The 12,800-nt window shown below is 55.6% G+C and carries 14 protein-coding genes; 7 read left to right on the forward strand and 7 right to left on the reverse strand.

Features of this window, described 5'->3' with window-relative positions:
- Window positions 1–867 carry an acyl-CoA thioesterase gene (locus OS189_RS13940; RefSeq protein WP_267167940.1) on the forward strand — a complete coding sequence of 289 codons (867 nt, stop codon included), beginning with the start codon at window positions 1–3 and terminating at the stop codon, window positions 865–867.
- A 64-nt stretch (window positions 868–931) separates the two neighbouring features.
- Here the strand turns inward: OS189_RS13940 and OS189_RS13945 are convergent, their stop codons facing one another.
- From OS189_RS13945 to OS189_RS13975, 7 genes are read right to left on the reverse strand one after another with little or no spacing between them, the layout of a single operon-like run.
- Window positions 932–1,303, reverse strand: coding sequence for a VOC family protein (locus OS189_RS13945; protein WP_267167941.1), 372 nt, complete (start codon window positions 1,301–1,303; stop codon window positions 932–934).
- A gap of 8 nt (window positions 1,304–1,311) precedes the next feature.
- A complete protein-coding gene (locus OS189_RS13950) occupies window positions 1,312–2,085 on the reverse strand; it encodes an SDR family oxidoreductase (RefSeq protein WP_267167942.1) in 774 nt (257 codons plus the stop codon).
- Between the two features lies 1 nt (window position 2,086).
- Entirely contained in the window at window positions 2,087–2,857 is a 771-nt protein-coding gene (locus OS189_RS13955; protein ID WP_267167943.1) for an SDR family NAD(P)-dependent oxidoreductase, read from the reverse strand.
- On the reverse strand, window positions 2,854–4,140 hold the full coding sequence (locus OS189_RS13960) for an acyl-CoA dehydrogenase family protein (protein WP_416237485.1): 1,287 nt from the start codon (window positions 4,138–4,140) through the stop codon (window positions 2,854–2,856). Before OS189_RS13960 ends, OS189_RS13955 begins: the two co-directional genes overlap by 4 nt.
- Window positions 4,141–4,196: 56 nt before the next feature.
- On the reverse strand, window positions 4,197–4,976 hold the full coding sequence (locus tag OS189_RS13965) for an enoyl-CoA hydratase-related protein (protein WP_267167945.1): 780 nt from the start codon (window positions 4,974–4,976) through the stop codon (window positions 4,197–4,199).
- On the reverse strand, window positions 4,973–6,262 hold the full coding sequence (locus tag OS189_RS13970) for a 3-hydroxyacyl-CoA dehydrogenase (RefSeq protein WP_267167946.1): 1,290 nt from the start codon (window positions 6,260–6,262) through the stop codon (window positions 4,973–4,975). Before OS189_RS13970 ends, OS189_RS13965 begins: the two co-directional genes overlap by 4 nt.
- On the reverse strand, window positions 6,259–7,962 hold the full coding sequence (locus OS189_RS13975) for a class I adenylate-forming enzyme family protein (RefSeq protein WP_267167947.1): 1,704 nt from the start codon (window positions 7,960–7,962) through the stop codon (window positions 6,259–6,261). The genes OS189_RS13970 and OS189_RS13975 overlap by 4 nt, the downstream gene beginning before the upstream one ends.
- 308 nt (window positions 7,963–8,270) lie before the next feature.
- Between OS189_RS13975 and OS189_RS13980 the strand changes: the two genes are divergently transcribed.
- From OS189_RS13980 to OS189_RS14005, 6 genes are all read left to right on the forward strand, one after another.
- On the forward strand, window positions 8,271–8,942 hold the full coding sequence (locus OS189_RS13980; RefSeq protein WP_267167948.1) for a Crp/Fnr family transcriptional regulator: 672 nt from the start codon (window positions 8,271–8,273) through the stop codon (window positions 8,940–8,942).
- Window positions 8,943–9,028: 86 nt separating this feature from the next.
- Window positions 9,029–9,241 (forward strand): YgaP family membrane protein, encoded by a 213-nt coding sequence (locus OS189_RS13985; RefSeq protein ID WP_267167949.1) that lies wholly within the window; start codon window positions 9,029–9,031, stop codon window positions 9,239–9,241.
- Window positions 9,241–9,672, forward strand: a complete 432-nt coding sequence (locus OS189_RS13990; protein ID WP_267168013.1) for a YeeE/YedE family protein — start codon at window positions 9,241–9,243, stop codon at window positions 9,670–9,672. Before OS189_RS13985 ends, OS189_RS13990 begins: the two co-directional genes overlap by 1 nt.
- A 1-nt stretch (window position 9,673) precedes the next feature.
- Window positions 9,674–10,111, forward strand: coding sequence for a DUF6691 family protein (locus tag OS189_RS13995; RefSeq protein ID WP_267167950.1), 438 nt, complete (start codon window positions 9,674–9,676; stop codon window positions 10,109–10,111).
- Window positions 10,112–10,129: 18 nt separating this feature from the next.
- Complete coding sequence (locus tag OS189_RS14000; protein WP_267167951.1) at window positions 10,130–11,011, forward strand: MBL fold metallo-hydrolase; 882 nt, start codon at window positions 10,130–10,132, stop codon at window positions 11,009–11,011.
- Window positions 11,012–11,084: 73 nt separating this feature from the next.
- Window positions 11,085–12,797 (forward strand): SulP family inorganic anion transporter, encoded by a 1,713-nt coding sequence (locus OS189_RS14005; RefSeq protein WP_267167952.1) that lies wholly within the window; start codon window positions 11,085–11,087, stop codon window positions 12,795–12,797.
- The last annotated feature ends 3 nt before the right edge of the window (window positions 12,798–12,800 follow it).

Here is a 12,800-nt window from a genome sequence, read left to right on the forward strand (position 1 = left end):
ATGAACCCCGTCGCTGAACAACTTCTGGACCTTCTCGATATCGAACAACTCGAAGTCGACCTGTTTCGTGGCGTAGGCTCGGGTGGTGAAACAACGACGCGCATTTTTGGCGGCCATGTCATTGCACAGGCATTAATGGCAGCCTACCGCACGGTGCCGGATCGGCTGTGCCACAGTTTGCACGCTTATTTCATCCGTCCCGGTGATCCAGCAATTCCGGTGATCTATCAGGTCGACCGCGCCCGCGACGGAGGCAGCTTTACCACCCGCCGCGTTGTCGCAATCCAGCACGGCAAACAGATATTCAACCTGTCCGCATCCTTTCACAAGGAAGAAGAGGGCTGGGCATACCAGCACACGATGCCACAGGTAGGTGAGCCGGAAGAATGGCCGAACCGCGAAGAACTGCGTGAAGCTAATGTGGAAAAAATTCCTGAGAAATACCATGATGATTTTCTGCGCCGCCGCCCCATCGAACTGCGCGAGGTAGCCCCTCGAGACTTCTTTACACCTCAAAAAGAAAGCGACCAGAACCGCCTATGGTTCCGTATGGAGGCTGCGAAAGGCCAGAACCCCCAAATGCAGCACTGCCTGCTGGCCTATGCTTCAGACATGAACTTGCTCGGCTCGTCTTTGCGGCCCCACGGATTGACGTGGTTTCAGGGCAATGTAATGACAGCCAGCCTGGATCATGCCATGTGGTTTCACAGCCCGATCCAGTTCAGTGACTGGCACCTCTACGACATGGATGCCCCGTGGACCGGCAACGCGCGGGGATTTAACCGCGGTTCTATCTACAGCGCAGACGGAACATTGGTAGCCAGCGTCACACAGGAAGGATTGATGCGCCCCATCAATAAGAAATAGGCACATCTCTTCATTTTTCCAATAAACGGAATCCGGCACGTCGTTTAAACGTGCCGGATTTTGTTTATCCGAACATAAAGAAACACAGTTTGTTACCGTCAGGGTCACGCACATAGGATCCGTAAAACCGATCCTCAATGCGCTGTCCCGCAGGCCCTTCACAGGTGCCGCCCAGCTCTAGCGCACGCGCGTGCAATTTGTCGGCATCCGACTTCTCGCCGACCGGAAATGCTATCATCACACCGTTTCCAGGAGTGGGGGCTTCCTTGTCAAAGGGTTCGCAAACCGCCAACATCGGTTCGCCGCGCTTGGTTCCGATAAAGGCAATGCGCCCCATGTCGATAACAACTTTTGCACCTTGGTTTGCAAACAGGTCAGTGTAGAATTTCTTGGCGCGCTCCATGTCGTTCACGCCGATAGTCGTATAGCCGATCATTGTATTTCCTAACTGTCAAAGCTGCCAAAGCGGCGGTTCAGCTTTCGCATCCCCCCGATCCAGCGGTCATAATTGTCTGTTTTGTTACGCATATATGTTTCGACTTCTTTGTGTGGCAGCACAAGAAATGTCTCGTTGCGGATGGTCTGCACGCAGGCTTCGGCGACGGGTGCAGGCTCCATCATGCCGTCAATTGCGGCAACATGATCTTCGTGTCCGCGTGTCATTTCGGTTTTCACCGCTTGCGGGCACAACACGGAAACTTTGATGCCCTGATCGCCGTAGCTCAGCGCCAGCCATTCGGCCAGTCCGACTGCCGCGTGTTTGGTTACGCCATACGGCGCGCTGCCGATCTGGTTCAGCAGTCCCGCTGCCGAAGCAGTGTTCAGTAAATAGCCGCCGCCGCGTTCAGACATCAAGGGGACCAGATGGCGCGCCGCCCAGACGTGCGACATCACGTTGATTTCCCAGATCCGCTGCCAATCTTCATCGGCCACCTCAACACCACCGGCGACAGAAATACCCGCGTTCGAGCAGAACAGATCAATCGGGCCTGCATCAGCTTCCACCGTGTCGATCATCCCGGTGATCTGGTCTTTTACCGAAACATCAACTTCATAGGCTGTGCCGCCCATCATAGCGGCTGTTTCCTGCGCGCCCTTCATGTCACGGTCTACGCATGCAATGAATTTGGCACCTTCTTCGGCAAAGCGCAGACACATCGCACGGCCAATGCCTGATGCAGCGCCTGTGACCACAATGATTTTGTCTTTCAGTTCCATATCAGGTCCACATGTTAGAGCCGCCGCAGACGGTCAACGCCTGTCCGGTCATGTATCTGGACGCATCAGATGCAAGGAATACAGCGAGACCTGCAAAATCTTCCGGCTCGCCCAACCGTCGTAGGGGGATTTCGTTTTCGATCCGCTTGGCAACTTCGGGATTGTCCCACAACTCGCGTGCGAATTCGGTTTTCACCAATCCGGGGCATATCGCATTAAAGCGGATGCCTTTTGGTCCGAACTCTGCCGCGAGGTTGCGTACCAATCCGATCAAGGCCAGCTTTGACATCCCGTAAGTGCCCAGCATTTCAGATGGTTTGAACGCCCCGATGGAGGAGGTGAATGCCATCGAACCGCTGCCGGATGCCACCATATCCGGTGCCACCATCTGCGCCAGCCACAGGTTAGACCGCACATTGGCATCCATCGTTTTGGTATAAGCGTCGTCGGGTATTTCCGACGTTTTGCCGTAATAGGGGTTCACCCCCGCGTTGCCGATCACGATATCAATCGGCCCGGCCAGCTCATGGGTTTTATCGACCAGCGCTTGAAGCTGTTCTTTATATCCCACGTTGCACGCGACTGCATGTGCAGTGCCTTTACCGAGGGCATTGATGCCCTCGGCTGCGGTATCGAGCTGGTCTTGCTTGCGCGCAGAGATGACGACAGTTGCACCATGCTCTGCCAGTGCGGTCACCATCGCCAGTCCCATCCCTTTGGAGGCGCCGGTCAACAGCGCTACCTTTCCGGTCAGATCAAACAACTTGCTCATACACCGCCCCGTGTGCGGCCCGTAGCGATCTCGCTACGCGCGCGATCCGTGCGTGAATTGGAGTTTTGATAATCCTTCACCTCGGCTCGGGCGATCACATGGTGGTGCACTTCGTCTGGGCCATCCGCATAGCGCAGGGTACGCTGTGCTGTGTACATCCCTGACAGGGGCGACCACTGTGAAATACCTGTGGCACCGTGTACCTGCATAGCATCATCAATAATGTTACAGACCTTTTCCGGCACCATCGCCTTGATCATGCTTACCCAGATGCGCGCCTCTTTGTTACCCAGCACATCCATCGCCTTGGCCGCTTTCAGAACCATCAGGCGCATCGCTTCGATCTCGATCTTGGAGCGGGAGATTGTCTCCATGTTTTTGCCCAGATCAATGATCTTCTTGCCAAATGCTTCGCGTGACAGACCGCGCTCGATCATCAGATCCAGTGCCTTTTCCGCAGCCCCGACAGAGCGCATGCAGTGGTGGATACGACCAGGCCCAAGGCGAACTTGGGAAATCTCGAAACCACGGCCCTCACCCCAAAGTATATTTTCTTCAGGAACACGCACATTTGTAAACTTGATGTGCATGTGGCCATGTGGTGCATCATCGTGGCCGAATACATGCATTGGCCCGACAATCTCGACACCGGGCGTGTCGATCGGCACCAGAATTTGTGACTGCTGGCGGAACGGCTCTGCGTCGGGGGATGTTTTGACCATGGTGATCATAATTTTACAGCGGGGATCACCCGCGCCGGAGATATAGTATTTCTCGCCGTTGATCACCCATTCACCGTTCTCCAATACCGCAGAGGTGCTGATATTTTTTGCATCTGATGACGCCATATCAGGCTCGGTCATGGCAAACGCACTGCGGATTTCACCCGCCAGCAGTGGCTTTAGCCATTTTTCTTTTTGCTCCGGCGTCCCGATCCGCTCCAGCACTTCCATATTGCCTGTATCGGGCGCCGAGCAGTTCAGCGTCTCGGAGGCCAGCGGGCTTTTGCCCAATTCCGCAGCGATATAAGCGTAATCAAGGTTGCTCAGCCCTTCGCCGGTTTCCGCATTTGGCAGAAAGAAGTTCCAAAGCCCGTTCTCGCGTGCCTTTTTCTTTGCCGTTTCGAGCAGTTCAAGCTGACCGGGCGCATATGACCAGCGGTCGGTACGGCCTTCACCCAAAGCAAAATATTCTTCGGTGATCGGGTCCACGTTTTCGCGGATGTGTTTGATAACCGCTGCAAGCAGCGGTTTGTTTTTCTCGGACATGCCAAGATTGTTCATTTCCATTGGTGTATCAGACATTTCTGTCTCCCTCTTAATTCTATCGCCTGTCGGCGTTATTTGTTGACCCATTCGGGTTTGCGTTTCTCGACGAAAGCGTTCACGCCTTCTTTGAAGTCTTCTGTTTTAGCCAGTTCAGCGATCACTTCACGGGAATAGGCGATGCTGTCTTGCATGCCGTCACGGGCGTACATGTCGTTCAGCACGCGCTTGGTCGCTTTGACAGACGATGGTGAAACGGCGCAAAGCTCCTCTGCCTTCTCTATTGCCTTCTGCATCAGTTGATCATGTGGATGCACGGCGTTTACACAGCCCAGCTCCAGCGCTTCGTCAGGCAGAATGGTGCGCCCTGTGAACATCAGTTCCTGCGCGGCCAACCGCCCGATATAGCGCGACAGACGTTGCACACCGGATGCTGCAGCAAACAGCCCGACCTTCACTTCGGGGAGTGCAAATTTTGCGTTTTCCGACGCGAGGATGATGTCGCATGACAAGGCTGTCTCAAAACCGCCCCCCATGGCAAAACCGTTCACGGCTGCGATGATCGGCTTGTCCAGATCAAACCGCGATGACAGACCAGCAAAGCCACTGTCAGGCGTGCCCCTCTTGTTGCCGCCTGTGGCAGTGGCCTTCAGATCGTTGCCAGCGCAAAATGCCTTGTCACCTGCGCCTGTCAGTACCGCCACCCACAAATCCTGATCGGCGGCAAATTCATCCCAGCATTGCGCCATTTCGAAATGCATGTCGGAATGAATGGCGTTGTACACATCGGGCCGGTTCATCGTCACAACCAGAATGTGACCCTTCTTCTCGGTTTTTATGTAATCGTAGCTCATACCTTCAGACCTCCAGTATCGATTTCGGTAAATTTTCCGCCAGTTGCGGCGAGTTTGCGCAATGTGTCTGCGGGGGTGAAATCAGGGTCGTCAGCGCCGAGTTCCTCCATCCGGTCCAGAACAGCCTGCGCGCCGACCATGTCACCATAAAACATCGGGCCACCCTTATCGGCAGGCCAGCCATAACCGTTCAGCCAGACCACATCGATATCAGATGGCCGCTGCGCCTTGTTTTCCTCAAGAATTTTCACAGCTTCGTTGATCATCGGATAAATGCAGATTTCGATGATGTCTTCCGCGCTCATCGTGGCGGGTTCGGCGCCTGTCACATTCTTGATAATACCAGCAGTGATCTTTGACGGGACGGGGCGTCGGTTTTCGTCGTAATCATAATACCCCGCCTGGGTTTTCTGCCCGCGCCTGTCCATTTCGCACAGCATGTCGCGGATCGGGTTGTCTGTTTTTGCGCCTTTGGACCAGCCGATGTCCAGACCGGCAAGATCGCTCATCTGGAAGGGGCCCATTTTGAAACCGAACGTGTTCAGTGCGGCATCTACATCCCAAGGCATCAATCCCTTGGCGAGCAGTTTGTTTGCCTGAATTTGGCGGGCAAACAGGATCCGGTTGCCCACAAATCCGGGGCAAACGCCGACAAGGGCCGCGATCTTGTTGATCTTCTTTGCCAGTGCCATGCAGGTGGCCACCACATCATCAGCGGTGTGGTGCGCACGCACGATTTCCAGCAGCTTCATCACATTGGCAGGTGAGAAAAAGTGCAGCCCGATCACGTCTTCGGGGCGCCGTGTCATCGCGGCAATTTCGTTGATGTCCAGCGCCGATGTATTGGTGGCAAGAATCGCGCCTTTCTTCATCACGCTATCAAGCTCGGTGAAAATTTTGCGCTTTAGATCCATGTCCTCGAACACGGCTTCAATCACCAGATCACACTCTGCCAGATCGGCCAGTTCCAGCCGTCCGTCAAAACGGCCCATGCGCGCCTCTACCTCGTCCTGTGGAAAGCGCCCCTTGTCGGAAGAGCGCTGGTAATTTCCGCGCACCACGTTCAGGCCCCGATCCAGCGCCTCTTGGGTGGTTTCTACGATTTTCACGTCATACCCTGCCGTGGCAAAGTTCATCGCGATGCCGCCACCCATTGTGCCCGCGCCGATGATGCCGACAGTCTTGATTTCACGATGCGGCGTGTTCGGGTCAAGGTCCGGCACCTCCCATGCCGCTTTACCTGCTGCCGCGATATAGTCGCCGATTTCTTCGGTTGTTGCTGTCATGTTTTTGCCTTTTCCATTTCCAGACAGGCCGCGCGCAATCCGCGCCGGTCTATCTTGTCGGTTGTCCCCCGCAAAAGCGGACCTGATTGTGTCCACAAATGCAGCGGTATTTTGAATTTGGCGAGATGCCCTTCAAGCGCTTGGGCCATCTGCTCCTGGGTCATTTCCACCCCTTCGCGCAGTTGCACACAGGCCCCGACAGTTTCGCCCAGCCTGTCATCGGGGATCGAGAAAACGCAAGCTTCGACCACATCCGGCAGCCGGTGCAATGCGCCCTCTACATCAAGGCAGGCGATGTTTTCGCCGCCCCGTATGATGATGTTTTTCTTGCGGTCCAGTATCGTGACGTAGCCTTCGCTGTCCATCACAGCCAGATCACCGGTGCGCAGCCAGCCGTCCTGCAAGGTCTTGGCGGTTTCTTCGGGCTGGTTGAGATAGCAGCGCATGTTGGCAGGGCTTTTCACAGTTATTTCGCCCAATTTGCCGAGCGGCACCTTATTGCCTGCGTCATCCAGCAGTCGCAATTCCTGCAAAGGAGGATGCAGTTTGCCTGCACATTCGGGGCGGTTGAGGTAATCATCGCCGATCATTCCGATGCCTAATGCGTTCGTTTCTGTCATCCCCCATCCGGTGGCGACATTTGCGTTCGGGAAAGTCTCGGCCAGTTGTGCCACCTGCGTACCGGGGCGTTTTGCACCGCCAGCGCCGATGTAATCCAACGTCTTCAGCGTCTCCCCCGATGCGCGCGCGGCGTTCATCAATTCGGCAGATTGTGTTGGCACACCCAGAAAGCGGGTGATATTTTCGGCATTGATCAGGCGCACGGCCTCATCGGCATCCCATTTGCGCATCAGGGTGATCCGCGACCCTGCGATCAGGCTCAACAGGAACAACGGGTGGGTTGCGGTGACGTGGAACAGTGGCGTGACCACCAGCGCCGAGGGGCGCGGCGCCTCGGGCGCGTCGTCTGGTGGCGGATTGACCAGCGGGGCCATAACAGCCTGCATCAGCCAACTGAACACGGCACTCACTGCGCTGCGGTGGGTCTGCACAACCCCTTTGGGATGTCCTGTGGTGCCGGATGAATACATCACGGCAAAATCATCATCTGTGTCGATCTTTGCGTCAAGCGGGGTATCAGGTGCGGTTGTTTGCAGAGCAGTATAGCTGTGATCAACCATTCCTTCGCCATCACGCACCCCCACCAGCGTCAGGCTTAAACCGTCAACCAGCGGCAGAAGCCGCTCGATACGCTGGGCATCAGCAAAGACCAGCTTGGCAGCACTGTCGCGCAGCGCGTATTCCAATTCGTCCGTGGTCCACCAGGCGTTGACAAATACAACTGTCGCCCCTGTCGATGATATCGCCAGTACAAGTATCATAAGTTCGGGATAGTTGCGCATCGCAATCGCAACGCGGTCACCTTTGCCGATGTCGAATTTCGTGTGCAGCATCTGCGCCACGCGCCGAACTTCGGCACAGAATTCACCATACGTCCACCGCTCGCCCTCATAAAGAAGGTAGTGGGATGCCCCGTTGTCATGCTGTGCCATGCCTGCGGCCATCAGCGCAGGAACGGTAGGCGGGATGTTCTGGAAAGCCGTGAACGTAACGCCACGGATCACGGTCGGGGCGACGGCGAAGGTCGGGTTTGTCGTTGTCACATGCACTACGGCGGCTTCCGGCGTCATCGCATTCATCGGATGCAACCGCGCTTTCGATGGGTGTTCGTCATGGTGTCCCTCCCGTATGGTCAAGCCGCACAACCGCAACCTCCCCGCGGTGCGCGACTCTCTTTCATCAAGAGACTAGGCGGAAAAATCGGGGCTGCCAATACCGCACTACGGAACTTCGTTTCGCAAAATGCGTATTTCCATGGCATCCGGTTGCAAAAGGACGGTTCGCCGCAGTGCTTGATGATCCGTCGATAGCTGGTATTGCCTTGGCCTAGGGGGATCGGCGCAGTAGGTCACCGGTCTGGCAAACCCGTAGCGGAGGTATCAATCCGATGAACGATAAAGAGGTATGGGTTGACCGGTTTCCGGGGCTGTCACGTCTGGAAGAACCGATAAAGAAGCTGTTGCTGTCTCAGAGCCGGATCATTTCCGCGCCCGGGGGGCACACTGTTTTCGGTCCGGGAAATTCGCCGGAAAATATGTTGTTCCTGTTGGATGGCACGGTGCGGGTGCAGCAGGTATCCGAAACCGGACACGAAATCGTCTTGTACCGGATACACGCAGGGGAAAGCTGTGTTTTGACCACCGCATGTCTGCTGGCCTTTGACGACTATTCTGCCGAAGGGATCGCGGAAACCGATGTGCGTGCAGCCGCCGTGCCGCGCGGTGTGTTCGACGATCTGGTTGCGCAGTCCAAATCATTTCGTGATTTTGTTTTTGCTGCCTTTTCCAAACGGATCACCGATTTATTCCTGATGATTGACGAGGTTGCCTTTCAGCGGATGGATGTTCGACTGGCGCATAAACTGATCGAATTGTCAGGCGGCAAGGATGTTGTTGTCACAACCCATCAAAAACTGTCGGTCGAACTTGGCACAGCGCGCGAGGTCATTTCCCGCCAACTACAGGAATTCCAACGGCGGGGATGGATCGCACAAAGCCGTGGCAGCGTCAGTTTGCTGGACAAAGTGCGACTGGAACAGTTGGCGGATCATCACAGCTAAATAAAGAAGCACGCTTGGTGACAATGTCACCAATAGAAAGAGCCTGTCGCGCTAGACAGGACGTAACTTCATCAGGAGACAGAAAAATGACTGCAAATATCGGCAACATTGATCGTATTATCCGCATCGTTCTGGGCATTGTCCTGCTCCTTGCGCCGTTCGTGACGGGATGGGCAATTTTTGCATCCACTACGGCCACCGTGATTTCGGTGATCTTGGGCATTGTGATGCTGGCAACTTCGGCGATGCGGTTTTGCCTGCTATATCGTATCTTTGGCATCCGGACGTGCCAGCTATGATGGAGACTGTTTTCACACCGTTTCAGTCGCTTGCGGGCGGGGCGTTGATTGGCCTCGCCGCTGTTCTGTTGATGGCCGTTCTGGGCCGCGTGATGGGCGCGACCGGTATTCTGGCAGGGCTGTTGCAGCCTGCAGGATGGTCTGACTGGTCGTGGCGCGCCGCAGTGATGGCCGGTATGATCAGCGGCCCCGCTGTTGTTTTGCTGCTCACAGGTCAAATGCCCGTGATTCAGGTACCCGGAACAACTGCGATGCTTGTGGTCGGCGGCCTGTTGGTTGGGATTGGCGTTACCTTCGGTGCGGGGTGTACATCGGGTCACGGTGTATGCGGCAACGCGCGTCTTTCGCCACGCTCCATCGTGGCAACGCTGACCTTTATGCTGACCACTGCGATCACGGTTTATGTGATCCGCCATCTGACCGGAGTTTAATATGCGTTTGATTGTTTCTTATCTGATCGGCCTTGTGTTCGGCATCGGGATTTCCATATCCGGAATGGCGAACCCTGCAAAAGTGTTGAACTTCTTTGACATCGCCGGATCTTGGGACCCGAGCCTTGCGTTTGTGATGGGCGGCGCGCTGGTGGTGACGTTTATCGGCTACCGCTACGTACTGCGCCAGCCCTCGCCGTTGATGTCGCCCAAATTTCTGCTGCCAACGCGGCGTGATCTTGATCTGCCGCTGATCGGCGGATCGGCTGTGTTCGGCATTGGCTGGGGCATTGCAGGCTTCTGCCCCGGTGGGGCGTTGCCCGCATTGGGGACTGGCCGCACAGAGGTGTTTGTTTTTGTGGCATCCCTGCTTGCAGGGATTGTGATAGCAAAGTTCTTGCAAGCCGCACTTGCACGCCGCACCCAAGCCACCGCCTGAGCTATAGGAGTGACCAAAATGAACTACCCCGTTGATATGTCCGTCAAACCAGAGGTGAGCGCCTATTTTGACGAGGCAACGAATACCATCAGCTATATCGTAAAAGACCCCGACAGCCTGCATTGCGCCATCATTGATAGCGTTATGGACATTGATTACGCGGCGGGGCGGATCACCTATGACCACGCTGACGCCCTGATCGCGACGATCAAGGAACAGGGTCTGACACTGGACTGGATCATCGAAACACACGTGCATGCCGACCACCTGAGCGCTGCACCCTACATCCAGCAAAAGCTGGGCGGTAAGATCGGTGTCGGAGAGAAGATCATGGTGGTGCAGGATACTTTCGGAAAAATCTTTAACGAAGGTACCGAATTCCAGCGTGACGGATCGCAATTCGATGCCCTGTTCAAGGATGGTGATACCTACATGATCGGCACGATGCAGGCGTTTGCCATGTACACTCCGGGACACACGCCTGCGTGTATGGTGCATGTGATTGGCGATGCTGCTTTCGCGGGTGATACGCTGTTTATGCCCGACGGCGGTTCTGCGCGCGCGGATTTTCCGGGCGGATCGGCAGGTGAGCTGTATGACAGCATCCAAAAGGTGTTGGCGCTGCCCGATGATATGCGTCTGTTTATGTGCCACGACTATGGCCCGAACGGTCGCGCGATCGAATGGGAAACAACCGTAGCCGCGCAAAAGGCCGAAAACATCCACGTAGGTGGCGGCAAAACCCGCGAGGAGTTTATCAAATTCCGTACCGAACGTGACGCGACACTTGCCCTGCCAACATTGATTATTCCGTCGTTGCAGGTGAACATGCGCGCAGGCGAAATCCCGACCGACAGGGACGGAAAGCCGATGTTGAAAGTGCCGATCAATGGCCTTTGAGGTCGGTCCCTGAATCCAATAATTGACGCGCCCTTTCCCTGACGAGGGAGCGCCAAACAGCCGCGAGAGCCCGATGACATTGTCAAAATACCTGCCGATCCTGACTTGGGGGCGGCAATACAATCGTACGGCACTGTCGAATGATCTTGTCGCCGCTGTGATTGTTACGATCATGCTGATCCCGCAATCGCTGGCCTATGCGCTGCTGGCAGGTTTGCCGCCGGAAGCGGGGTTATACGCCTCTATCGCCCCTATCTTGCTGTATGCGGTTTTCGGAACCAGCCGCGCTTTGGCGGTGGGTCCGGTGGCGGTTGTGTCTTTGATGACGGCCGCAGCGCTTAGCAATATCGTAGAGCAAGGCACAATGGGCTACGGCATAGCCGCGTTATCGCTCGCCGCCTTGTCAGGGGTTATCTTGCTGGGGATGGGTCTGTTCCGGCTGGGGTTTATCGCAAACTTCCTGTCGCATCCGGTTATTTCCGGATTTATCACTGCATCCGGCATTATCATCGCGGCGAGCCAGTTGAAGCACATTCTGGGCATTGATGCAGCAGGTCACAACCTGCTGGATTTGGGATTATCATTGATCACGAACCTGCCTGAAATTCATTGGATCACCGCGGTGATCGGTGCTCTTGCAACGGGATTCCTGTTTTGGGTGCGCAAGGGATTGAAGCCGCTGTTGCAACGGCTGGGTGCGGGCGAGGGCGTGACAGATGTGCTGGTAAAAACCGGACCGGTTGCTGTTGTAGTCGTCACTACGTTTTCGGTTTGGGCTTTCGGGCTGGCTGCGCAGGGCGTGGCGATTGTTGGCGACGTGCCACAAAACCTGCCGCCGCTGACCCTGCCGTCATTTTCCCCCGATTTGTTGGGCCAGTTGTTGCTGCCTGCCTTTCTGATCTCGATCATCGGGTTTGTTGAATCAATCTCCGTTGCGCAAACGCTGGCCGCGAAAAAGCGCCAGCGGATCGACCCCGATCAGGAGCTTATCGGCCTTGGGGTAGCAAATATCGGCGCTTCGCTGACGGGCGGTTTTCCGGTGACGGGCGGCTTTTCCCGCTCGGTGGTGAATTTCGATGCGGGTGCGCAAACCCCCGCTGCCGGAGCGTTCACAGCTGTCGGATTGGCGATAGCAGCACTTGCACTAACGCCTCTGATCTTCTTTTTGCCCAAGGCGACACTGGCCGCAACAATCATCGTTGCGGTCCTCAGCCTTGTTGATTTTTCAATATTGAAACGCAGCTGGGGGTATTCGAAAGCTGATTTTGCCGCCGTTCTGATCACCATTCTGATGACCCTTGCTATGGGAGTAGAGGCGGGTGTTTCAGCAGGTGTAATGCTGTCGATTGTGCTTCATCTGTATAAATCGTCCAAGCCGCATATCGCCGAGGTGGGGCAGGTGGCAGGTACTGAACATTACCGCAACATTCTGCGCCACGAAGTGATAACCGACCCTGCAGTTGTCACCTTGCGCGTCGACGAGAGCCTCTATTTTGCAAACGCGCGTTATCTTGAGGACCGGATTCACAACCGCGTAGCGGGGGATAAATCCATTCGCCATGTGATCCTGCAATGTTCAGCCATCAACGAAATCGACCTGAGCGCGCTTGAATCCCTCGAGATGATAAACGAACGGCTGCGCGAGATGGGTGTGACGCTTCATCTGTCAGAGGTCAAAGGCCCCGTAATGGACAGGCTGAAAGAACAGCATTTCCTGAAAGAAATGACAGGCAATGTCTATCTGTCACAGTACGAGGCGGCGCAAAAAGTCCGCGCACTTTGCTGACGT

This window comes from Sulfitobacter sp. F26169L (assembly GCF_026410285.1).
Lineage (GTDB): Bacteria > Pseudomonadota > Alphaproteobacteria > Rhodobacterales > Rhodobacteraceae > Sulfitobacter.

Bases quoted from the DNA above. Each gene is read 5' to 3' on its own strand.
- OS189_RS13940 (WP_267167940.1), top strand. From the start codon at position 1: ATGAACCCCGTCGCTGAACAACTTCTGGACCTTCTCGATATCGAACAA.
- OS189_RS13945 (WP_267167941.1), bottom strand. From the start codon at position 1,303: ATGATCGGCTATACGACTATCGGCGTGAACGACATGGAGCGCGCCAAG.
- OS189_RS13950 (WP_267167942.1), bottom strand. From the start codon at position 2,085: ATGGAACTGAAAGACAAAATCATTGTGGTCACAGGCGCTGCATCAGGC.
- OS189_RS13955 (WP_267167943.1), bottom strand. From the start codon at position 2,857: ATGAGCAAGTTGTTTGATCTGACCGGAAAGGTAGCGCTGTTGACCGGC.
- OS189_RS13960 (WP_416237485.1), bottom strand. From the start codon at position 4,140: ATGAACAATCTTGGCATGTCCGAGAAAAACAAACCGCTGCTTGCAGCG.
- OS189_RS13965 (WP_267167945.1), bottom strand. From the start codon at position 4,976: ATGAGCTACGATTACATAAAAACCGAGAAGAAGGGTCACATTCTGGTT.
- OS189_RS13970 (WP_267167946.1), bottom strand. From the start codon at position 6,262: ATGACAGCAACAACCGAAGAAATCGGCGACTATATCGCGGCAGCAGGT.
- OS189_RS13975 (WP_267167947.1), bottom strand. From the start codon at position 7,962: ATGAATGCGATGACGCCGGAAGCCGCCGTAGTGCATGTGACAACGACA.
- OS189_RS13980 (WP_267167948.1), top strand. From the start codon at position 8,271: ATGAACGATAAAGAGGTATGGGTTGACCGGTTTCCGGGGCTGTCACGT.
- OS189_RS13985 (WP_267167949.1), top strand. From the start codon at position 9,029: ATGACTGCAAATATCGGCAACATTGATCGTATTATCCGCATCGTTCTG.
- OS189_RS13990 (WP_267168013.1), top strand. From the start codon at position 9,241: ATGGAGACTGTTTTCACACCGTTTCAGTCGCTTGCGGGCGGGGCGTTG.
- OS189_RS13995 (WP_267167950.1), top strand. From the start codon at position 9,674: ATGCGTTTGATTGTTTCTTATCTGATCGGCCTTGTGTTCGGCATCGGG.
- OS189_RS14000 (WP_267167951.1), top strand. From the start codon at position 10,130: ATGAACTACCCCGTTGATATGTCCGTCAAACCAGAGGTGAGCGCCTAT.
- OS189_RS14005 (WP_267167952.1), top strand. From the start codon at position 11,085: ATGACATTGTCAAAATACCTGCCGATCCTGACTTGGGGGCGGCAATAC.